Origin of the sequence: Draconibacterium sediminis (genome assembly GCF_000949475.1) — a bacterium.
Classification (GTDB): Bacteria; Bacteroidota; Bacteroidia; order Bacteroidales; family Prolixibacteraceae; genus Draconibacterium; species Draconibacterium sediminis.
The window spans coordinates 391383-414561 of sequence record NZ_JRHC01000006.1; the positions used below are offsets into that span (position 1 = coordinate 391383).

At 40.4% G+C, this 23179-nt stretch carries 21 protein-coding genes; 13 read left to right on the forward strand and 8 right to left on the reverse strand.

All coding sequences use genetic code 11. The features are described from left to right. The first annotated feature begins 40 nt into the window (after positions 1-40). The gene (gene rho, locus LH29_RS20545) at positions 41-1921 is read left to right on the forward strand and encodes a transcription termination factor Rho (protein WP_045033164.1); all 1881 of its coding nucleotides are present in this window, start codon (positions 41-43) and stop codon (positions 1919-1921) included. Positions 1922-2026: 105 nt separating this feature from the next. Here the strand turns inward: rho and LH29_RS24115 are convergent, their stop codons facing one another. After that, the gene (locus LH29_RS24115) at positions 2027-4003 is read right to left on the reverse strand and encodes a peptidase U32 family protein (RefSeq protein WP_052671127.1); all 1977 of its coding nucleotides are present in this window, start codon (positions 4001-4003) and stop codon (positions 2027-2029) included. 268 nt (positions 4004-4271) lie between these two features. On the opposite strand from LH29_RS24115, the gene LH29_RS20555 reads away from it, so the two are divergent. The 5 genes from LH29_RS20555 to LH29_RS20575 all read left to right on the forward strand — a co-directional run bounded on the left by LH29_RS20555 (position 4272) and on the right by LH29_RS20575 (position 8253). Then, entirely contained in the window at positions 4272-4973 is a 702-nt protein-coding gene (locus LH29_RS20555; RefSeq protein ID WP_045033165.1) for an aspartate/glutamate racemase family protein, read from the forward strand. A gap of 24 nt (positions 4974-4997) precedes the next feature. Then, complete coding sequence (locus LH29_RS20560; protein WP_045033166.1) at positions 4998-5693, forward strand: hypothetical protein; 696 nt, start codon at positions 4998-5000, stop codon at positions 5691-5693. Between the two features lie 306 nt (positions 5694-5999). Next, positions 6000-6554 carry an RNA polymerase sigma factor gene (locus LH29_RS20565; RefSeq protein WP_052671136.1) on the forward strand — a complete coding sequence of 185 codons (555 nt, stop codon included), beginning with the start codon at positions 6000-6002 and terminating at the stop codon, positions 6552-6554. A 4-nt stretch (positions 6555-6558) separates the two neighbouring features. Further along, positions 6559-7155 carry a hypothetical protein gene (locus tag LH29_RS20570; RefSeq protein WP_045033168.1) on the forward strand — a complete coding sequence of 199 codons (597 nt, stop codon included), beginning with the start codon at positions 6559-6561 and terminating at the stop codon, positions 7153-7155. Positions 7156-7209: 54 nt separating this feature from the next. Further along, entirely contained in the window at positions 7210-8253 is a 1044-nt protein-coding gene (locus tag LH29_RS20575; protein WP_045033169.1) for a hypothetical protein, read from the forward strand. A 44-nt stretch (positions 8254-8297) separates the two neighbouring features. Here the strand turns inward: LH29_RS20575 and LH29_RS20580 are convergent, their stop codons facing one another. After that, the gene (locus tag LH29_RS20580) at positions 8298-9200 is read right to left on the reverse strand and encodes a glycosyltransferase (protein ID WP_045033170.1); all 903 of its coding nucleotides are present in this window, start codon (positions 9198-9200) and stop codon (positions 8298-8300) included. Between the two features lie 112 nt (positions 9201-9312). Here LH29_RS20580 and LH29_RS20585 point away from each other — a divergent pair, with 112 nt between their 5' ends. The 3 genes from LH29_RS20585 to LH29_RS20595 all read left to right on the forward strand — a co-directional run bounded on the left by LH29_RS20585 (position 9313) and on the right by LH29_RS20595 (position 12961). Further along, positions 9313-10707 carry a redoxin domain-containing protein gene (locus LH29_RS20585; protein ID WP_198152530.1) on the forward strand — a complete coding sequence of 465 codons (1395 nt, stop codon included), beginning with the start codon at positions 9313-9315 and terminating at the stop codon, positions 10705-10707. A 41-nt stretch (positions 10708-10748) separates the two neighbouring features. Then, complete coding sequence (locus tag LH29_RS20590) at positions 10749-11222, forward strand: hypothetical protein (RefSeq protein WP_052671128.1); 474 nt, start codon at positions 10749-10751, stop codon at positions 11220-11222. A gap of 86 nt (positions 11223-11308) precedes the next feature. Then, the gene (locus LH29_RS20595; RefSeq protein ID WP_045033173.1) at positions 11309-12961 is read left to right on the forward strand and encodes a mechanosensitive ion channel family protein; all 1653 of its coding nucleotides are present in this window, start codon (positions 11309-11311) and stop codon (positions 12959-12961) included. Here the strand turns inward: LH29_RS20595 and LH29_RS20600 are convergent, their stop codons facing one another. Then, complete coding sequence (locus LH29_RS20600; RefSeq protein ID WP_045033174.1) at positions 12962-15142, reverse strand: T9SS type A sorting domain-containing protein; 2181 nt, start codon at positions 15140-15142, stop codon at positions 12962-12964. It lies immediately after the preceding gene. A 249-nt stretch (positions 15143-15391) separates the two neighbouring features. On the opposite strand from LH29_RS20600, the gene LH29_RS20605 reads away from it, so the two are divergent. The 4 genes from LH29_RS20605 (at position 15392) to LH29_RS20620 (ending at position 18302) form a co-directional block, all read left to right on the forward strand. After that, positions 15392-15772 (forward strand): heme-binding domain-containing protein, encoded by a 381-nt coding sequence (locus LH29_RS20605; protein ID WP_198152531.1) that lies wholly within the window; start codon positions 15392-15394, stop codon positions 15770-15772. Between the two features lies 1 nt (position 15773). Further along, positions 15774-16247, forward strand: coding sequence for a heme-binding domain-containing protein (locus tag LH29_RS20610; protein ID WP_045033175.1), 474 nt, complete (start codon positions 15774-15776; stop codon positions 16245-16247). Between the two features lie 50 nt (positions 16248-16297). Continuing rightward, positions 16298-16711, forward strand: coding sequence for a threonyl-tRNA synthetase editing domain-containing protein (locus LH29_RS20615; protein ID WP_045033176.1), 414 nt, complete (start codon positions 16298-16300; stop codon positions 16709-16711). 349 nt (positions 16712-17060) lie between these two features. After that, entirely contained in the window at positions 17061-18302 is a 1242-nt protein-coding gene (locus LH29_RS20620) for a DEAD/DEAH box helicase (RefSeq protein WP_045033177.1), read from the forward strand. Between the two features lie 3 nt (positions 18303-18305). Here the strand turns inward: LH29_RS20620 and LH29_RS20625 are convergent, their stop codons facing one another. From LH29_RS20625 to LH29_RS20645, 5 genes are all read right to left on the reverse strand, one after another. Beyond that, on the reverse strand, positions 18306-18983 hold the full coding sequence (locus tag LH29_RS20625; RefSeq protein ID WP_045033178.1) for a 3-keto-disaccharide hydrolase: 678 nt from the start codon (positions 18981-18983) through the stop codon (positions 18306-18308). Positions 18984-19346: 363 nt separating this feature from the next. Beyond that, complete coding sequence (ilvC, locus tag LH29_RS20630; protein WP_045033179.1) at positions 19347-20822, reverse strand: ketol-acid reductoisomerase; 1476 nt, start codon at positions 20820-20822, stop codon at positions 19347-19349. A 236-nt stretch (positions 20823-21058) separates the two neighbouring features. Then, positions 21059-21940: a helix-turn-helix domain-containing protein gene (locus LH29_RS20635; protein ID WP_045033180.1), complete on the reverse strand. Its 882-nt coding sequence runs from the start codon at positions 21938-21940 to the stop codon at positions 21059-21061. 31 nt (positions 21941-21971) lie between these two features. Continuing rightward, the gene (locus tag LH29_RS20640; RefSeq protein WP_045033181.1) at positions 21972-22634 is read right to left on the reverse strand and encodes a porin family protein; all 663 of its coding nucleotides are present in this window, start codon (positions 22632-22634) and stop codon (positions 21972-21974) included. 222 nt (positions 22635-22856) lie between these two features. Next, positions 22857-23179 (reverse strand): GIY-YIG nuclease family protein (locus LH29_RS20645; protein WP_232302872.1); only part of this gene is annotated, 323 nt, incomplete at its 5' end.

The window sequence follows — 23179 nt, forward strand, 5'->3', positions numbered from 1 at the left end:
TCAACAATTATTAATCGAGAAAAGTTATAACAATAGTATAATGTATGATATTTTAGAACTGAACAAGAAACTTGTTCCTGAATTAAAAGAGATCGCTAAAGAGCTCAAAATTAAACGTGTAGAATCCTACAAGAAACAGGATCTTATTTATAAAATTTTAGATACCCAAGCTGTTCTTGAAGCTGAAAACAAAGGCCCAAAGAATGCTCCTAAAGATGAAAAAGGAGGAGCCGGTAATCGAAAAAATCAATCCGACAGAAACGCACAGAATGACGATGAACCGCGCCGTTCAAAACGTCCTCGCCAAAGAGTGGAGACGGTAAAACGCGAAAAAGTTGGATCAGGTCCTAAAAAGAAACAAAGCGACAAAATTGACGATAAAGTTCAAACGCGTCAGGACCAGATAAAAGCAATCATAAAAGGTTTTACCAAGGAAAAATCTTCTGCGGAGCCAAAGCAACAAAATGTTGAAGCTGCCAAACAGGAGGAAACAAAAACAGCTCCTCAGCAACAACAGCAAAAACCACCAACTCAGGAAAAACAGCAAGAACAGCAAAAACCTGAAGTTAAAGCTCAACAACATAAAGAGCAGCAACATCGTGGTGGCCAGCAAAGGCATCAACAAAACCAGCAGAATCAGCAAAATCAGCAGAATCAGCCAAGACAAAATACCGGCGGAAAAGAAGACCGTCAAAGACCGCAAAACAGAAACCAGCAGCAAAGCCAGCAACAGGGCCAACAACAAGGTCAGCAGCAAGGTCATCAGCAGGGAAATCGCCAAAAACAACGTCAGTTCGAGTTTGAAGGTATTATTACCAACACCGGCGTACTGGAGATTTTGGCCGACGGTTATGGTTTCTTACGTTCATCGGATTTCAATTATCTGAACTCGCCCGATGATATTTATGTATCGCAGTCGCAGATTAAACTTTTTGGTTTAAAAACCGGTGATACCGTAAAAGGAACAGTTCGCCCGCCAAAAGAAGGTGAAAAATATTTCCCATTGATTAAAGTACTGGAGATTAACGGACGTAGCCCGGAATATATTCGCGACCGCGTACCATTCGATCACCTGACTCCTTTATTCCCCGATGAGAAATTCAACCTTACCGGAAATGGCCACGACAATATTTCAACACGTGTGGTTGATATGTTTGCGCCAATTGGTAAAGGACAGCGTGGTTTGATTGTTGCCCAGCCAAAAACCGGTAAAACCGTATTATTAAAAGAGATTGCCAACGCCATTGCAGCTAACCACCCTGAGGTTTATATGATCGTATTACTGATCGACGAACGTCCGGAAGAGGTTACCGATATGGCGCGCAGCGTGCATGCCGAAGTAATTGCATCAACTTTTGATGAGCCGGCTGATAAACACGTAAAAGTGGCAAATATTGTACTGGAAAAAGCAAAACGTTTAACCGAATGTGGGCACGATGTGGTTATCCTGCTAGACTCGATTACACGTTTGGCCCGTGCATATAACACTGTTCAACCGGCATCGGGTAAAGTACTTTCGGGTGGTGTTGACGCCAACGCACTGCATAAACCAAAACGTTTCTTTGGTGCGGCACGAAACATTGAAGAAGGTGGTTCATTAACGATTATGGCAACGGCACTTACCGAAACCGGATCGAAAATGGACGAGGTTATTTTTGAAGAGTTTAAAGGTACCGGTAACATGGAGCTGCAACTCGACCGAAAATTGTCGAACAAACGTATTTTCCCTTCTGTGGATATTCCAACATCGAGTACCCGTCGCGAAGACCTTTTATTCTCGAAAGAGGTTCTCGACAAACTGTGGATATTACGCAACTACCTTGGCGATATGAACGCCCTGGAAGCAATGGAGTTTATGAAAACGAGACTGATGCGTACAGCAAGTATCGAAGAATTCCTTGCATCGATGAACGATGGATAGAGTGTAAATACAACAACATAGAAAAAGCAGGTTCGGTTTCGGACCTGCTTTTTTATTGACTGAAAGTTATGCAATAGGATGTCATCTTATTGAAAGATGACATTCTTATTTCAATCCCTTATTAAAATTAAAGGTATTTGATGGTTGAATTTGCTCCGATCGCAGAATACGACTTTTAACTGTTTTTGCCCGGTGTTTTGAAACCGGTTCGTAACTTAAATCAATTAAAAACCGGAAGAAACCATTCTTCTTGAGTTTGTTTTTTGATTGCGAAATGGAAACCGGAACCTGCGGAACAATCGAAGTAATTCCATTGCGGCGGAAGCGTTGCAACTTAATGTTCATATCATCCACCAGCTCATCATTGCCTTCTTTCATGGCTATTGGCATTCGCGAATGGAAAAGTTCGGGATAGAAATAAACCGGCACAATTCCGTCTTTGTGCGACAGTGAAAACAGGGTTTCAAAATCAATTTCCTGGGGATAGGAAAACATACTCACACCTTCGTTTTTGACAAAACACGCTGCTGCATCGTTAAAAACATATACATTTTCGTTGGCAATAATGCGACACTTTGGCGGAATCAGGTCGAGTTGCGAAATATGACTGATTACAAAGTTGCGCAGTCCGCATTTTACCATTTTGGCAATCAGCTCACGGTAAAACTGCAATGCATCCTGCTGAATAAACTTCGGCAGTTCAATGTATATTTTCTCCTTAAACTTTTGAATAAACGGTACTTCCGGATCGAAGCGGCTCCAGGTAATTTTCGAAAAAGCCAGAAACAAACCTTCCATTTCGTTCAGGTTCATCTTTTTTAGCCACTCCATGGAGTTTACGCGAAAATAAAACTCCTCTTTACGGCCATTTTCCCTGCCTTTTAAAGCACCTAATATCTTTTGTTTGTGTCCGTATTTCAGCTGCTTAAAATGTGCGTTAGTATCTTCCAGCTTCGAGGGAAACTTAACATCATTAATCCCCGACAAATAAACTTCGCTGTTGGGTTTTACCTGCTTTCCGCCCGAATGAATTTTAAACAACCCATTCTCTTCGGCTACTTCACGCACTTTTACAGTTTCCTGCTTTTCGGTGCCCGGAATATGAAAACGCAAACGGAAGCCCGGTTCAATGTTAATTTGCGAGCTTAACCAGATATTCTGCCCTTTTATCTGCTCAACTTTGCCAAGAAAGACGCCGGCCACCGTTTTTTCAGAAATGGCCTCGTTTACATCTTTACCCATAAAATAGGCTGTTTTCTCGCGTCCGAAATCAAGCGACAAAAGTTCTTTTGCTTTATCTAGCTGATCAGGTCCGTCAAGCGCTGTTCGGTAGGCTTGTGCCACCCGATAGGTGTACTCGCCCGATTTCATTCGACCCTCAACTTTTAAACTGTTTACTCCCATTTTTGCAAAACGGTCGACCAAATCAATTTGCTGATTGTCTTTTAAGTTAAAGAGATACTGATGCTCATTTTTAGCGGTATAAGTGCGTCGGCAAGGTTGTGTACAAAGTCCGCGGTTGGCTCCCCTGCCCCCGGCATAACTGCTGTAAAGGCACATTCCTGAAAAAGAATAACATAGCGCACCGTGAATAAATACCTCGGTTTCGACCTTACTTTTTTTGCATATTTTAGTCAGTTCAGGCAGTGTTAATTCGCGGGCCAGAACAACTCGTTCTATCCCCTTTTTATGTGCATAATTAGCTCCGGTTGAATTATGAATACCCATTTGTGTGCTGGCATGTAACACCAAATTGGGGAAGTAAGTACGTGCAATATAAAAAACACCCCAATCCTGGATGATCACTCCGTTAACACCAACCTGGTTTAAAAAATTCAGGTAATCGAGCAATTCCGGAATCTCATTGTTTTTGATCACCGTATTTAGCGTAATGTAAACCAGTATGTTCTTCTTTTTGGTTTCTTCAAGAATGGTAACCAGCTGCCCGTTGGTAAAATTCTTTGCCCTGCCGCGGGCGTTAAATTGTTTTAAGCCCAGGAAAATTGCATCGGCCCCACCGCGCAATGCAGCATAAAACGATTCTGGATTTCCAACAGGTAAAAGAAGTTCCGGTTTTTGCATAATCTATTTTCGCGCAAAATTAGCAATAATAAATTTTAACCTAATTAATTCATGAAAATGAATTAATTACCCACAGGGCTGACGAAATAATTAGAATTAATTATTTGTCAGGGTTAACCTTGACATTGAAAATCATGAAATAAACTTAATCAAACCATGAATCGTGCAGATTTTCAATCGTCAACACTTCGGGTGAAAAATTTGTGAATCTTTCAGGTTAACTATCTCAAATAAATTAGCACTTTTGAGAAGAAGAAAATTATGACAAATGAAGAAAATTGGATTGGTAGGAGGAACCGGCTGGGTATCATCACAGGAATACTACAAAATCATTAACGAAACCGTCAACAAAAACCAGGGTGGATTAACCTTTCCTGAGATTATTTTGTACTCGGTAAATTATGGTGACATTTATGCCTGCAACCAGCAAAACGACCGTGAAGGTGTTTATTCCATCGTTAAAAAAGCAAGCGAAAAGCTTTGCAATGCCGGAGCCGATTTTATAGCCCTTTGTGCCAACACGCTTCATTTTACCTACGAGCAGTTACAAACAGAAATTGATGTTCCGATTATACACATTGCCGATGCAACAGCTGCTGCCATAAAAGAAAAAGGAATTTGCAAAGTTGGACTGCTGGGAACACGCGAAACTATGGAACTCGACTTCTATAAAACACGATTAGCCGAACACAACATTGAGGTTATTGTACCCGAAAAACCGGAACGTGAATTTATTCACACCTCCATTATGAACGAACTACTAAAAGAAATTTTTCTACCGGAAACCAAAACCGGATTTCTCGCAATTATGAATAAACTGGCTGAAAAAGGTGCCGAAGGCATGATTTTGGGGTGCACCGAAATACCGTTGCTCATCAGTCAGGATGACTTTGAACAACCCTTGTTCAGCACCCTTGAGCTACATGCCAAAGCCATTGCCGAATTTGCAACATCAGATGAAAATTGTTAATATTAACCGAATAAACTATTAGCCATGAAAAAGTACATCTCCCTGTTCGTTATTCTATTATTTTCTTCTGCCGGACTTTATGCCCAAAGTATCTATGATTTGCGAAATGCTATCGACTTTTATGAGATGAACAAAATATCGAAAGGAGAATACAGGAACAGTATCTCCGAAAGAGATATTGAAGGATCGCCCTATTTAAACGATGAATTTACCCCTGGTACCATTTATACGTACCAAAAAATTCAATACAACGATATTCCGCTACGCTACAATATTTTCAACGACGAAATGGAATTTCAAACACCCGACGAGCAGATTCTGGCCATAGCCGCGCCCGAAATTGTTGAGAAAGCAGTAGTTGGGGAAAATACTTTTTCAAACATTCCTTACGAACTCGGCAACAAAGTAAAACGTGCGTATTTTATTCTTTTATTCGAAGGGAAGCTTAGTTTATATGCCCGCCCTGAAGTGATATACAAAAAACCAAAGGAAGCCGCCGCTTACGCTGAACCTGAGCCGGCAAAATTTATAAAGCGCCCTGATATTTACTACCTTCGTTTAAATCAGCAAACTGCGGTAAGAATTGAATCGAAAAAGGATTTAGAAAATTTTTTTACCAATCATCAAAGTCAAATGGAGAGTTTTATTAAAAAGAATAAAATTAAACCCAGCAAGGAAGACAAGATGATTGAGTTGGTTGAATACTATAATTCGTTGTAGCCTAATACCCCGACGCTTGCGGTCGGGATTTCACTTTGTTCAACTGGATGATGGATACTAGATGCTGGATTCTCGATATTGGATATTGGATACTCGTCACGCGCTACTCATTCATTTAAGCACCTGCAGCTCTTTAATAAAATATCGCAGTTGAATAAATCTGATGTGGAAAGTATTCTCAAAACACATTGATATTCATTAATTTCCCAATACATTTCGCAAAAAATACCGAAAAACAAAAAATATTTCCGTAACGTATGCAACATTGAAATATTGCCGTCGTCATTGAATCAGAAAAATAAAAGATTGAATACACTTTATAAAAATATTCATCAGGAGATCATCGATCAGTGTAAGGAAGGAAGCCAAAAGGCACAATTCCAGCTGTACAAGCTTTATTACAAAGCCATGTTCAGTGTAAGCCTGCGGATTGTAAATGATCAGATGGAAGCCGAAGATGTTATGCAGGAGGCCTTTTTAAGTGCATTTAAAAAGATTGGCACCTACAAAGGCGAAGTAAGTTTCGGGGCTTGGTTAAAGCGTATTGTTGTAAACCGTTCATTGGATTATTTAAAGAAACGAAAAGTACAATTTGAAGAGGTAAACGAACGTACCACAGAAATTGCCGATAGCCGGATGGATACATGCGAGCTGGACGCCCAGGTGTTAAAACAGGCGATACAGGAACTATCTGACGGTTACCGGGTTGTGTTAAGTCTTTACCTGATTGAGGGGTACGACCACGAAGAGATCAGCCAGATTTTGGGCATATCGAATTCAGCTTCGAGAACCCAGCTGCTGAGAGCTAAATATAAGTTACGAGAGATATTAAGAGGGAAGGAAATATTTTCATACAATTAAGATTATGGAAAAAAGAGATAACATAGAAAAACTAATACTGGAGAACATTGAAACGTTAAACGATAACGAACCAATGGAAGGCCATTTTGCACGATTTGAGGCAAAACTTAACGAGCAACATAAAAAGAAAAGAACGATAAGTCTGAATATGATTCTGAAAGTTGCTGCCGCTGTTGTGTTTGTATTTTTGGCAACCAACCAGGCGTTTATCTACTTTTCGCCAAACAACCAGGGAATTTTTGATTCGAAAACAGAATCGGCAAGCGTTACTCTTGCTTCTATTTCGCCGGAATACCAGGAAGTTGAATATTATTACACCAACTCGATAAATACCGGTATGGAGCAGTGGAATAAGTGGATTGAAGAGGGTTTGATTTCGGAAGACGAACAAACTATGATGAACAATGAGTTGGCCGAGTTTGAAACCCTTTACCAGAATTTGCAGCAGGATTTAACAGCCAACCCAAACGACGAGCGCGTTATTAACGCCATGTTAGAATATTACCAGGCTAAGCTTAGTGTTATAAATATAATCATTACCAAATTAGAAGAAGTACAACAGAAAACACAAGAATTTGAACAGGAAACAACAGCCATATAATACAAAGTAAATTGGCTGGAAAGAATTAATAGTAAAAATTAAAACCAGAATAAAATGAAGGCATTAAAAAGAATTGCAGCACTGTTTATCATCGGCATTTTAGCTGCCGGAACAACAGTATTCGCAGAAGAGAAAACAAAAGAGTACCATAAATCATGGTTAAACAATGAGGTATCATCACTGGAAATCGACAACCGCTTTGGCGAAGTAAAAATTAATAATTCAACCGGCGACTCGGTAGTTATTCATGTAACTATAACCGTTGATGCACCAAACGAGAACAAAGCCGATGATTTGCTTGATATGCTGGAAGTGTATATCCGAAAAACGGGAAGTGCCGTAAAAGCAGTTACCGAAATTGAAAAGAACTTTAAAAGTAACCGACGTTTTAGCATCGATTACGAAGTGAATATTCCTTCCGACAAAGATCTGAAAATCAACAACAAGTACGGCAATACCATTGTTGCCCGGCTTACCGGAAACGGCGAGTTCGATTGTAAATACGGTAACTTTACGGCTTACGAACTAACTACACCCGAAAGTGGTTCGCTAAGCTTATCGCTGGCCTACGGAAATGCAAATATTGGCCAAGTTTCGCACATGGATGTTGACGTAAGTTATTCGCCTCTTGATATTGAAGAAGCCACTTCGTTAAATATCGAATCGAAATACTCGAACATTAGCGTTGAAGAATGTAAGTCGGTGATCATTGAATCGAAATACGACAAATTTAAATTTGAAGAGCTGGAATCGCTGGCAGCTGAAATTAAGTACACCAATATTAAAATTGGAGAATTGGCGAAAAGCTTAAAAGTTGAATCGGGTTACGGAGGTATCAAGGTAGATGAAGTTGGAGCCAACTTCGAGTTTATCGACATAACCAACAGCTACGGTCAGATTTCGCTGGGACTCGACGATGCCAGTTATTCTCTTGATGCCAGCTGCGATTACTGCGGCATTTCATATCCTGAAGATGAATTTACCGGAAACCGTATTAAAGATAACCATAAAAACACGGTGGTTGGAAAAGTTGGTTCGGAAGCAGGCGGAAAAGTTACAGTTGTAAGTCGTTACGGCGATATTGACCTGAACGATTAACACTTAGACTATACAACATATTTTCAAACCGTTGGCAATATTTGTCAGCGGTTTTTTATGCCTGCATAGTAACCCAGCTTATACAAATCGAAAACCAATAACGATGGACGGGCACCTTTTAAATTCTCTTCCATTTTGTCACGATATTTTCTGAATAGCCGCCCGACAGTTCGCGATGGAATAAAAAAAGTTATCCGTTTATATTTCCGCAAGAAGTTTACCTGGCGGTAAAACATTTGGTCGCCATCAAGCAGTTCCTCTCCTATTTTTTTCAGGTTCTCGAGCGCCATACAGCTCTTTTTCAAAAATGCCTGCGCACTTTCAAGGCCGGTATGTTCCAGCGGATTATCGATATGAAAGATCTCTACTCCGGCACAAAACAAGTCGTAGCCCAGCAAGGTATCTTCGTGTCCGTATTCGCGTAATTCTTCCCGAAAGTTCACCCGATCAAAAAGTTCCTTCGCAAGAAAAAAATTGTTAGAGGTAATAATAAAACCTTTGCTGCGGTTACGAACTACTGCCGTTACCGCCTCACGTTTTGTTCCGTATGTCCATCGAAGTAGTTTTTCCTGATCGGCCGGTTTTTGTTTCGCATAAGCTGTTCCACCACACAACACCTGGCTCTTGTTCCGGTTTTCGAGGTAATTTTTTAAATAATCAGCGCTTATAATTTTCGAATCGGCATCTATAAACAGCAACCAGTCAAACACTGAGTCGGCTCCCATTTTGTTACGAACTCCGGCTCTGCCAAGGTTATTCTCCATCTCGTTATACACAACATTATGCTTACTTTTAAGAATGCGGTTCAACGATTTAAAAATTTCGTCCGAACCATCGTCGTATACTCTGATCTCAAAATCAATTTCTAAACCTGTAGCCTGTTGGTGTAGGTCGTTTACCAAATCCACCACTTCAATGTTATATACCGGGATATTTACCGAAAGCATAGTTTCTTTTTTCAGGCCCTGAATTTACAATATTTAGCGATCAAAACAATTTTCTTCTGATTAGCCATTTTGGGTAATTATACTATTTTTAAGACGTTATTTGAAAATGCTTATGCCACGATTCGTATTTCTGTTTTTCCTGTTCTTTAGTTTTCAGCTTAGCGCACAGCACTATAACATTGAAGTGCAGCTTGATGGAGCCCCGGATAAAACCGTTCAGCTGGCCTACCATTATCTTGGCAAAATATATGCAGCCGACTCAGCCAAACTTGATGCAAAAGGGCATGGTGTATTAACAGGCGACACTGTTTTAACCCAAGGTTTGTACAAAATACTTGTTGATAAAGACCACCATTTTGACTTTCTGTTGGGTGCCGATCAGGATTTTAAAATAAGCAATTCAACGTTTGCGGGCAAAGATGCCAAAATCGAAGGTGCTGCCGAATCTGAAGCTTTTGTCGATTACATGAATTTTCTGGCAGACCTGCAACAACAGAGTGCCTCGTTAAACAAAGCCTACCAAAATGCCGATGCCGCAGAAAAAGAAAAAATTGTCCAACAACGCGAGGCATTGAACAACCAAATGTACGAATACTGGGCAATGGTGGATGAAAAGTACCCCGACTCATTTCTCTATAAATTCCTGACAGCTAATTACGTTCCTAAACTCGATGAATCAACGTTATCAAATGAAATTCAGGAGAATGATTCCCTGCTTCTTATAGCTCGATTCAACTATCAGAAAGAACATTTTTGGGATTATTTTGATTATACCGACGAACGTTATCTGTATACGCCTTTTTATAAGACCAAGCTCGAAACCTGGTTCAACAAGGTGCTTTACCCGGGTTATGATTCAGTAAAACCATACGTTTACCAATTTATTGAAGATGTTAGGCCCAATAAACGCCTGTTTCAGTTTGCCACTTCTTTTTTTCTGAACGCCAGCATTAATAGCAACATTATGGGTATGGATGCACTGTTTGTTGATATTGCCCGCGATTATTATTTAAGTGGCGAAGCATTTTGGGCAACTGAAGAATCGCTTGAGACCATTCGCGAGAATGTACTTTTTATGCAGGACAACCTGATTGGCGAAATCGCTCCCGACCTTACGTTGGAGAGTTTTGATGGCGAATTTATCAATCTGCACCAAATTGAATCAAAGCTAACCGTTGTTCTTATTTACGAGCCCAATTGTTCGCACTGTAAGGTTTTTGTTCCTGAATTTTACAAGGAAGTGTACCTGCCCAACAAAGACAATGGCCTTACGGTTTATGCCATTTATTCGATGGATGACAAGGAAGAATGGACGGAATTTTTAGCCAAACACAATATGTTCGATTGGATAAATGTTTGGGATCCGCAACATACCTCGCGCTTTAAAATAAAGTACGATGCACGAAAAACGCCGGGCGTTCATCTGCTCGATCAGAACAAAAAAATCATCGGAAAAAAAATGACCGTGGAACAATTAAAAGAAATTATTCCGCTTGAATTGAACTAAGCTCATAAAAAGCTGTTAACTTGAATAAAAATTGTAGAAAAATGAATGAACAATTCAGTAAAGAAGATATTTTAAAAAGACAGTACGACTGGGGTAACGGCATTATTCGCATTGGTAAAATTTACACTGCAAAAGGCGACTATGTGAAAGCCGCCAAAGAGCACATCGAAGATCTGTATGGTTACGGCGAAAGCAAAGTACTTTTTAAGCCTACAAAAGCTACTGACCCACAATTCAGGGCAAGCAAAGAAGAGGCGCTTTCGTATTTTGTTGGTGGAAACGACAATTTCCCGGAAGACCTGGGATTTGCGCTTCAGCCCTGGGAAAAAGTACGTTTTGAGGTACATGATTTTATTGCCAATTTTAAACAGGCAATAATTATGGGAAACTATTTTTTTAATGATACCAACGGAATGGAAACAAAGGTGGAATATACCATGGGTTTCTTCAGAGCCGCTGATAACTCGTTAAAGCTTAATCTTCACCACTCATCATTTCCTTTTAGGCCGGAATAGGTGCAGTTTCGAACATGACCATTGTGCAGTTTCTCTTGCACTGATTGGAAATTTTATTGTAACTTTTAGCATCTAAAATCCAGATCATGCGAAAAGCTGTTATCCTCATTGCCCTTGTAACTTTTTTTCTTCAGGTATTTTCTCAAACTGAAGTACGTGATTCCATTCCGAATTCTGCTACCGACAAAAATTTGCAAAAAGCAGAGGTTGCATACGTAGTTTTTAATTCAGACACGCTGTTCCCGGTATACGCCAATCTTGGTCCTTATTCGCCTGCAGAAAGAGCTGCCATGATAAATGAAAGACTGGAAACGACCATGGCCAGTTTTCAAATTGATGGGGATTTATTTTCCATTACAGAGAAAAACAATTATTCAATAATTTCTTATGACGAGCTTCCGTTAGCCAGCGTGAGTGAGGCAGATGCCGCCTTCTTTGGAAAAACAAAAAGTGATGTGGCTAATGAATATCTTGCAAAAATTAAAATTGCATTTGATAAGGCATCGGAGCGAAATACGCTTACATACTGGCTGTTACGAGCCTTATATACACTTCTGGCTTTAGGAGGCCTGATCCTGATCATATTCCTGATAAATAGATTCTTTAAAGTACTAAACATTAAGCTGGAACATTACGAAAAGGGATTAAAACAAAAACGAAAAAGTTTTTTAAAATACCTTCTGCCAAGTAAAGGCGAAAATATTTTCTTACTAATTTCCAAAGTAGTAAAGTTTGCGTTGGTGATATTGGTACTGTTTTTATACCTGCCTTTTTTATTCAGTTTTTTACCGTGGACCAGAGATCTGGCAGACAAATTCTATGGTTATCTTGCTGATCCGGTGAAGAAAATTGCCAACGATTTTGTCGATTTTATTCCCGATCTGTTTGCCATTTTTGTCATCATCATCATCACCCGTTATCTTCTAAAAATTCTTTCGGTGGTGGTTCGCGAGCTTGAAACAGGAAAGTTGCGGATTAAGGGATTTCACAGCGATTGGGCCAAGCCTACTTTTAACCTGGTAAAAATCGTTATCTACATTATCACCGCTGTATTTATTGTACAATACCTTCCTTCTTCAAAAGCGTTCCAGGGCGTATCCATTTTTGTCGGGGTAATTTTTACGCTCGGATCCACTTCGGCAATCGCCAATATCGTTGCCGGAATTGTAATCACCTACATGCGGCCGTTTCAAATTGGCGACCGGGTAAAAATTGGCGACACCATGGGCGATATCGTTGAAAAAAACCTGTTGGTGACCCGCATCAAAACTATTAAAAACGAAGATGTTACCATCCCCAACGCCACCATTATAAATACGCATTTGTGGAATTATACAAAAAATGCCAGTCAGCTGGGGATAATCATTCACCCTACTGTTACCATAGGCTACGATGTTCCTGCCGACACCGTAATAAAACTATTACTTGACGCGGCCAAAAACACCAAAAACCTTACGCGCGATTTTAAACCTTTTGTACTTCAAAAAAGCCTTAGCGATTTTTATGTGGAATACGAACTAAATGTTTACACCAAACAAGCCGGGAAGATGGCGCATTTTTATTCAGAGCTTAATAAAAGTATTTTGAATGAATTTAATAAAGCCGGCGTAGAAATATTATCGCCGCATTACTCGGCTTACCGTGATGGCAATGCCTCTACAATCCCACAGCAGAAAAACGACAAGCCTTCATCCGATCCGGTTGGCGAAGTCATTAAAAAAGCCACCGGACAGAAATAATCAATACGGCACAAATGAGATCTTACGGGTAACAAACGTATCACCGTAAGGAAAACGCACAAAATAAACACCGGCCGTTTTGCCAAGAAGATTGAGTTTTATACGGAAATCATCGGCCTTTACAACTGAAGTTTTAACTTCCTGCCCGATTAGGTTGTACACCACAACATTCTCCGGATCGATTTCTTTATCCGACTCCAGATTTAGTTCACCGGCTGTTGGGTTTGGATACACCCAAACGTTTTTAGGTTGCTCCACGGTTGGAGTATCCGTTAGCAGACTGTAATTACAGGCAACCAGTTCCATAACATTAACCATGGCATAGTTCTGGGGATTCAGCGATGTAAAACTTTCCCAGCTGCCGTTTTGTCGTACATAAAGATGGTTTGTAGCATCTTCATATTCGCGCAACGATTGATAGATGGCAAAGGTATCGGCAGTATTAATGTCACTCAATTCAAATCCAACAAAAAAATCACCGGCAGGCTCAACCAACTGATCAAAACTCACAAAGTTCATGGCATCTTCAGCCCAGTTATCAATATTTACCTGCTTGCTGTACAGCACATTTTCGGGAGAAGTATTGCCCTCATACACTTTAACGGTTATCCGGCTGTTGTTATTACTGGTAACCAGTTTTCCAACACCAAACGAAACACCATCCAGAATTTCATTACCATAAATGTTAAAGTGTTCAACAATTTCAGTTATTCCCAACGAATTGGTTCCTCCCCAATAGCCTTTAGTTTCGCCTGAAACGGTTAGAGCAATATTTCCATGCTCATCCGTATCGGTCAAATTTGTAAAGGCATTACACAAATCCTCGTTGGTATTAAATTGTTTTCCGTTCAACTCCGTAGCGCCTGTTCCCAGGGGATCAAGCCAATATTTTAATTGTTTTGTTGTGTCGGAACTATAATCCCATTGCATTGCAAAACGGGCAAAATAATCATTCACCGGGTTTCCGCAATACGCAGCACCTCCCGATAAAGTGCCAATAACCTGTTCTTTCATATTAAACAACGCTCCTCCCGAAGAACCTACTTCTGTAACTCCACCGTCCCAACGCAATATATTGAACGAGCCATATCTTGGATTTTTAATCGTCGATGACGTAAATGTCGTAATCTCCGGAGCATCGTTATCGAACGCTATCTTTTTAATATCGCCCTGCGGATGATGTATACTAACTGAAGAATCGGGTACTGCCGACGATCGGTCCCAACCTGCATAATAGGGCCGGAAATTAGGCGGCGGCAGATCGTCTAATTCTACCAATGCAAAATCCAAACTGTCGTAATGGGCTTTCATAATCGCTCCGGAAAGCGAATGAATGGGGTCGCCATCCAAAGGCGCACAATAAGGGCTTTCATAATTAAAGGTGTAGACGGTGGTTTTTGCATATTCCCATTTGTCGTAGCAGTGCGATGCCGACAAAACATAAGGTTTTTCGTCTTCTGCAGTATTATTTATTAAAGTGCCAGAACAGATCTCCCGGCCATCAACAATTAAGCGAACAACTGCATCTTTTACCTCACTCCAACGATCACCAATTTCGCAGTTTACATCAATATTGCATTCACCTGCTGTTTCCCCCAGGGGTCGCCTGATAAACTTTAAAATCCCCATAAAATCATGGTTTACGCGGGTAATCCTAAAATCATCCGGTGTTCCTTCGTCATCGGGAACCTCGTACTGCACGGTAATTTCATCGCCGGCAACCGGTGCCACTGCAAATTTATGCGAAGGCTTATTGTTTCGAGCGGTAAAAGCACCAAGATATTGATTATTCTCTTCGTTGTAAATAAACAAACGCCCTTTCTTGTTTAATTCAAAATCATCAAAAATAAGATTGAGCGAATAAGCATTTTCTGAAGAAATGGTAATGCGCCAAACGTTATAACCTGCGTTAGTTGAATACCATACGCCTGAATTTGACGGGCTAAAGTCAACATTAAAAGCATGTGCAAAAGTTAATGACTTTAACTGTGCATCAGATGCATTGTTGGCATCCATTGCAGCCTTAATAACACTTTGTTTTAACACCGGCATTTTTACAAACGCCCTGTCGGAACTTTTTAAAGTAACAACCTGCAAAGGAAATCCGCCTTCCGATAATTGTGCATTTACCGAATTACAAACAAAAATGAGTACTGTTAAAATTGGAATATACCAACGCATTCTTAAAAGGTTTTTGCAGGATAAAAAAATAATTACTGCGAAAATTACGTATTTTTTAGTCAATTCAAATCAATCACGAAACTTTTCAACAAAAACTCTAGTATTGTGTTTTATATTGCACATAACCGTAACTATTATAAAAAATATGTAATGAACCTGAGATGAAATTCATACCAAACATAATGATTCAATCTCATTCTAAATCTCCGTCAACAGATGAACAACCTTAAAAATTTAAAATTTAATCAAATGAAAAAGTCATTATCAATTTTCGTTGCAATCTTTTTTGTTCTTAGTCTGGTTGCTATCGGCACCAATAAACCAACAAAGACCCCGGCCATGCCCGACGATGTGAAAGAAGTTATTCAGAATTCGTGTTATGGATGCCACAATACCGACTCAAGAAATGAAGACGGGAAAAAAGAGCTTGACTTTAATAAACTCGACAGCCTTTCGAAAATTAAAATGATTAGTACTTACAAAGAAATTGGTGAAGTGCTTGAAAAAAATGAAATGCCTCCCAAAAAGTTTTTGGAGAGATTTCCGGACAAAGCTTTAAGTGATGATCATAAACAATTGTTATTGGATTGGTCGAAAAAAGAAGCAGAGGCATTGGTAAAAGGAATGTAATATGCGCCGAATACTTCGATTTGTAATCATAATATTGCTGCTTGCTTTTATCGTTATCCAGTTTTTTCAACCCGAAAAAAATAACGAAGGAGTGAGCAGCAATCATATCTTCAACCAGGTAGAAGTGCCTGAAAATATTCAAACGCTGCTGACAACATCCTGTTTGGATTGCCACTCGAACCATACGGGCTACTGGTGGTATAACCACATTGCTCCCGTTTCATGGATGGTAGCCGATCATATTTCGGAAGGAAAATCAGAGCTTAACTTTTCGGAATGGGGCACCATGGATATTTTTGAAAAGATTACGATACTGGAAGAAATCTGCCAGGAAGCGGAACGAAAATCCATGCCGTTAAAGTCGTACCGGGCCATTCACCCTAAAGCAAAATTAAGCGACGAACAAATTTCCGAACTTTGCGACTGGACCACAAAACTGGCCGAAGAATTGCTTGCTGATGCTGCAGGCGATTAAGTTTTTACCAGAACTTTCATAAATATTATCTTTACCCAAAAACCGACGAAATGAAAGTATTGGTAATGTATGTTGATGAGTTTTCGTATCAACCGGCAGAGAAAAACCTTGAGGATGTTGAAGATATTACGGAAGGGGCACAATTTTCAGATTCGATATTAGCCTTTATACAGGTGGAAGAAAGCGACGAAGAAAAAGACGTGAAAAGCCGGGAGAAAAAACTGGTTAATCACCTGAAATGGACAGCACGAAAAAACGATTGTAAAAGTGTGATTCTTCACTCGTTTGCCCACCTCTCGGAATCAAAAGCATCAGTTGAATTTACCAAAGAACTGTTCTATCTGGCTGAAAAACGGCTGCAAAATGCCGATTTCACAACCGCACAAACCCCATTTGGTTATTTCCTCGACCTGAATATTAAAGCACCGGGATTTTCTCTGGCACGCATTTGGGCAACGCTGTAGCGGCGAAGGGAAAAAAGTGAATGAGTAATTGAGTAAATGTGTATTTGGGTAAAAAAGTGGCAGTTGGCAAAGAGCAGTTGGCAAAAAGCGCCATCGGCACGATCCCCAAAAGCCCGGTGCGTAAGCAATGAGAGTATCGTGAGGAGTTTACCACAAAGTTGCACGAAGTAGGCACAAAGTAAAGTTCAGTGTTTCAGATACAATTTTACAATTTGTCAGTTTCGCAATTTATCAATCTCCTTCAATCTTAAAATCAATCTTCATTCAATTTTCACCATCTCAGTGCTCATTTCTTACTTTTAACTCATGCTCAATAAATTCAGTTATCTTTGCCGAAAAATTAGATTACATGAAATTTGAGGATTATTCCATATCCAACACTATAAAAACCAACCTGGCAAAGAATGGATTCCGTCGCCCAACCGATATTCAGTTTAAAGCCATTCCGCCGGTGTTAAGAGGCGAAGATGTTTTGGCCATTGCCCAAACCGGAACCGGGAAGACTGCTGCTTTTGCTATTCCGGTAATTCACAACATTCAACAGGCTAAGTTGAATCAACATGTTCAGGGAATAAGTTGCCTTGTTATGGCTCCAACACACGAGTTGGCCAAGCAGATTAGCGAGGTGTTTGTTTCCATTTCAAAAAATACGGGCGTAAAAACTACCGTAATTATCGGTGGTGTTGATCAGGATCCTCAAATCGAACGCTTAAAAACCGGTACTGATGTTTTGGTTGCTACTCCCGGTCGTCTATTCGATTTGGTAAGCCAGGGACACTTGAAGCTTCACGGCGTAAAAACACTGATTTTGGACGAAGCCGACCACATGCTGGATCTTGGTTTTATAAAGGATATCAACGACCTGATACGTTTTCTGCCTCAAAAGCGGCAGACTTTGTTTTTCTCGGCAACCATTAATAAGAAGATTAAAAAGCTGGCCTATTCGCTGGTAAACAATCCTATTCGAATTCAGATTTCGCCTAAAGACCCGGTGGCAAAAACCATCGAGCACCAGGTGGCTTTTATCGAAATGGATGACAAAAGAGCTTTCCTGGAGCGGCTGGTCGGTGAAAATCCGGAGGCTAAAATTCTGGCTTTTGTACGCACAAAAGTACGTGCCGAACGCGTGAAAAAAGCCATGGAACGTGTTGAAATTGAAAGCGACACCATACACAGCGATAAAGAACAGGCGGAACGCGACCTAACCATGCAACGTTTTAAAAGTGGCGCGCTTAAACTGCTTATCGCTACGGATGTAAGTGCCCGTGGAATTGATATTCCTTACGTTGATTTTGTGGTGAATTACGACCTGCCAGAAGTGGCAGAAAACTATGTACACCGCGTAGGACGTACAGGGCGCGGCAACCAAAAAGGAAAAGCTGTTTCGTTTTGTAGCACTGAAGAGCGTGAAATTCTGGACGAAATCGAAAGCTTTTTGGGGAAAGATATTCATCGTTTGGAGATCGACAAAAACCTTTACAAAGAAACGCTGGATTTTACAAAAGACACCGACTACAACTGGCAAAAGCTAATGCGCGAAAACGAACGCGAATTAAAAGAGGTGAAAAAGAAGAGGAAAAAGAAAAAGTAAGTCTTAACCTTCTATTTCTCGTATGGCAATATTACGCAGTTCGGCGGTTGTCATCCAGGTACAAATTCCAAACGGTTTTGAAAGCGACACCTCCGGCCGGATACTCAATTTATGACCGGCATAACTGAAATCCACCAGCTTTTCATCGTCAATCCAGGCGCGGATTGTTGTTTCTGTTACCTGCAGCCGAATGGTATACCACACCTCCTTTTCGAAGTTCTTTAGTACTTGTGTTTCGTTCTCCGAAGCGTCAACACCATCAATACTACTTAATCCTACAACGGGGCCGCCCCACCCTCCTACTATCAGCGAGCAAAACTCGTTGTTAACCGGGAAAGTCATTCCGCAAAAGAAGTCGTTACCAACCATTTTTCGGGCCTCCAGTTGCACTTCGTAATTTACTTTCGGGAAAGTATCCGTCCAGGTAATTCCGCTACAACCATCGCCATAATTAATAACAATACTTCCGCCTGAAACCTTTACCGGCCCTTCCGTTCCGAATGAGGTGATTTCCCAGTTTTCGAGCGTATTCCCGTTGAATAAGGCTTGCCAGCCTTCAGGGATGTTCGGAGTATGATTTTGGATTTGATAACTGTTCTTCCTGTCAGTACTTCCACAAGATGTAAACAGCGTTATTAAAGCCAATATGCAACACAGATAGATAAATCCTGAACGTGCCATTTTTTATTTAAAATTACAAAAGATGGCGCCCTTATCCAATTTGCAAGGACAGTATCAATATAATTGTGCAACGGGTAGTTACATTCGTGCAACAAGCACTTACGGTTGTGCAACGAGTGCTTACAGTCGTGCAATGTGTATTTACAATCCTGTAACGAGTACTTACATTTGTGCAACGACCATTTACACTCATGCAATAAGTATTTACATCTATGCAACGGGTACTTACAGTCGTGCAACGAGCACTTACAATGGTGCAACGGGTGCTTACAGTCATGCAACGAGCGCTTACACTAGTACAAAAAAAACTGGCCCCACCTAAAAGGCAGAGCCAGCTTTAAATTTATATGATCGTCTGTTTTTTTAGATAATCGATTTCATTGATTCCATGGCCTCGCGCAATTCGGCACCAATAATTTCCACATCGTGGTAACGAATTTCGTCGTTAATTTCAATCAATTCTTTGTTATCTACCTGAGCGCTTTTTCCTTCGTTGAAATTTTTACCAATAACATCGGTATCAATTTTTTTCATGAAGTCGGCCAGTAAAGGCTTACAAGCGTGGTCGAAAAGGTAACAACCATATTCAGCAGTATCTGAAATTGTACGGTTCATTTCGAACAGTTTTTTACGTGCAATGGTGTTGGCAATCAGCGGAGTTTCGTGTAACGACTCGTAATAAGCCGATTCCTCTTTAATGCCTGATTCTGTCATCACTTCGAAAGCCAGCTCAACACCCGATTTTACAAGAGCAACCATTAAAGTACCGTTGTCGAAATACTCTTGCTCGCTGATTTCTACGTCGCCTGCCGGAGTTTTCTCAAAAGCAGTTTCGCCGGTAGCAGCACGCCATCCCAACAGGTTTTTATCGTCGTTCGCCCAGTCTTCCATCATCGTTGATGAAAACTCTCCAGACATAATATCATCCATGTGCTTTTCAAACAATGGACGCATAATTTCTTTCAATTCCTCAGAAAGTTTGTAGGCCTCAATTTTTGCCGGATTCGACAAACGATCCATCATGTTGGTAATACCTCCAAGCTTCAAGGCTTCTGTAATTGTTTCCCATCCGTACTGAATCAGTTTTGATGCATAACCGGCATCAATTCCTTTTTCAATCATTTTATCGAAACACAAAATAGAACCAGTTTGCAGCAATCCGCATAAGATGGTTTGCTCGCCCATCAGGTCTGATTTTACCTCGGCAACAAACGAAGAAAGCAATACACCTGCTTTATGACCGCCTGTTCCAACTGCATAAGCTTTTGCAATTTCCAAACCGTCGCCATTCGGATCGTTTTCGCGGTGAACAGCAATCAATGTAGGTACACCAAATCCGCGCAGGTACTCGGCACGTACTTCTGAACCTGGAGATTTTGGAGCCACCATAATTACGGTAATATCGTCGCGAATCTGCATTCCTTCTTCAACAATGTTAAAACCGTGTGAGTAAGCCAGACAAGCACCTTTTTTCATTAAAGGAACCACTTTGTTTACTACCGGAGTGTGCTGTTTATCTGGTGTAAGATTCAATACCAAATCAGCCTTAGGCACCAGTTCTTCAAAAGTACCTACTTCAAAACCGTTTTCAGTAGCATTTACGTACGATGCACGTTTTTCATCGATGGCAGTCTGACGTAATGCATAAGCCACGTTCAATCCGCTGTCGCGAAGGTTCAAACCCTGGTGCAAACCCTGTGCTCCACAACCCAATACTACAATCTGTTTTCCTTTCAGTTTTTCAACTCCGTCTGCAAATTCCGACTCATCCATAAAGTCGCATTTTCCCAACTGGTCTAACTGAAGACGAAGCGGCAATGTATTGAAATAATTTTCCATGATCTTTTATTTTTTTACAATTAATATACTTTTAAGCTGTATCACTTTGTTGTTCATACCCAAATGCACGAACCTGAATACAAAGCAACAAAATTTCTGTTAGCCTGAAATGTAAAATTACATGATTTTTAGGTAATTTTCATGGATTTGGGTTTTAACTCTGTCTTAAGGATTAAAATTACACTACTAATTTTCAACGGCTTAAACAATGTTAAACATATGGAATTTTACCTCCTTCAGAGCGATTTTGAACGGAACTGCAAAGGAGAAAGACCTACTTCGCGTTTAAAGAATTTGGCAAAGTAACTCTGATCGGGGAAGTTCATTTTTGCGGCAATTTCCGAAACACTGAGGTTAGTGTGGACCAGCAGGCGTTTGATCTCGATAATTTGTTTCGATTTAATAATCTGCGACGAGGTTTTTCCGGTTAGCTGGTTTACCGTTTGAGTTAAATGATTTGGCGTTAGTGCCATAATATCGGCATACTGTGCCACCGAAAGGTTTTCGTGAAAATGCTCTTCCAGCAACTGAAAGAATTTTTTTACCACAATGTGCCCTTTTCCTTTCCAACGGTTCTCGTCGTACGGATAAAGCGATGCACTGGTTGTTAAAATAAGGTCGAGCACCGATCGTAAAATGTCAATGGAATAACCTTCGGGCCGGCGAATTTCGTTAACACCTTTTTTAAACAAACTCTCCAAAAAAAGTTTGTCGTTCTCATCCTTTAAAACCAGTGGCGGGTTATCCTGCCTGATGGTAAAAAAGAAAGGAAATTCGATCAAACGGTTGGGATTTCGCTGATTGAGCAGGTAGAAATCGGCGGTGAAAATAAAGATGAAACCATCAATATCGTGCGATAGCTCTATTTTATGTGCCTGACCGGGCGACATAAAAAATATACAGGGCGGCTCGATATCGTATTTATTTCCGTCGATAACATGCGAGCCGCTTCCCTTGTGCAGGTACAACACCTCAAAAAAATCGTGACGATGCGGGTACTTTACTGCAAAATGCCGGTTGGCATCAAATACTTCTACCTGAAACTGCTGGCTTGCACGTTCTTCCGAACTAAAATTATGCAAGCTGTATACCGGTAAATTTTCAGAACCTGCTTTCACTTAATTTATAGATGTAGCATGCTGGTTATTTCTAATCGTCTAATCTTATGGTATAACCAAGCGATAAACGTAAAACTTTTGTTTTTGCTTCCTGATTCTCGAGTGGTTTTATATCGGCAAAACCATAATCATACGACGCACAAATGTTAAAACCGTTTAGAAACAGGAAACCTACTTTTCCGGTAACTCCGTAATCCAGTCTTTTATAATCATGTTCAATGGGATCGTTTCCGAATTTAAGCGACTTTGAATCATCTGAGAAATTAGCATTTCCAAACAGCCCCATTCCTACAAAAGGACCGGCTCCAACATACAACTTATTTCTGCTCCTGAAACGATGAAGATATTTCAGATACAATGGAACATCGATAAAGTACAATGTCGTTTTATTATCAATAGATTGTGTGCCTGTCGGTTTTCTGTGAAAACCTTTATTTTCAAAAATTAATCCGCCTTCCACAGCGATTTCCTGCGATTTGTCTTTGTTCAACACATATTCGTACAGCGCGCCAATATTCATTCCGTACAAAGCCTTATACGAATCTTCGGCATCGGTTTCTCCCGTTCCAAATTTCATATCGGTGGTAGCCATATTAGCGCCTCCAAAGAAAGTAACAGATGGATATTGAGCCATTACACTGGCTGAGCAAAGCATAAATACTGCGATAATAAAAAGCGAAGCGGTTCTTTTCATGGTAATTAACTTAAAATTGGGTTTATAAATACGAGGTGAAAGATATAAAATTTTATGGAAAACAGTAGTAAATAAGCTCGGGAGCTTGTAGGTAGGTAAACCAAACTATATAAAAACAAAAAAGCAGCCTTGTGAGCTGCTTTTGCGGTGACGACGAGACTCGAATGCTGACGCTACGATCAGCATCCTGACTCCTTTGGACGTCAGGGCTCGCGACCTCCTTTAGCTATACTTCTTTATAAATTCAATGGTTTTCTCTCTTGACAAATTTTTTAGCTTCTTTTCAAGCTGCAAAGCCTCTCCTCTTGTAGGTTTGGTAGTGCTCCAAACTAATTCCCAGGGAGCACCATGCTGAGTTGCTTTCTCGTAGCCGCGATTATGACGATTCAAACGATCCTCCAAACACGATGTCTGACCTTTGTAATAGGAATCAATTCCCGGAGAATAGATAATGTAGTCGAAATACTTCATAACAAAAAAGCAGCCTTGTGAGCTGCTTTTGCGGTGACGACGAGACTCGAATGCTGACGCTACGGTCAGCATCC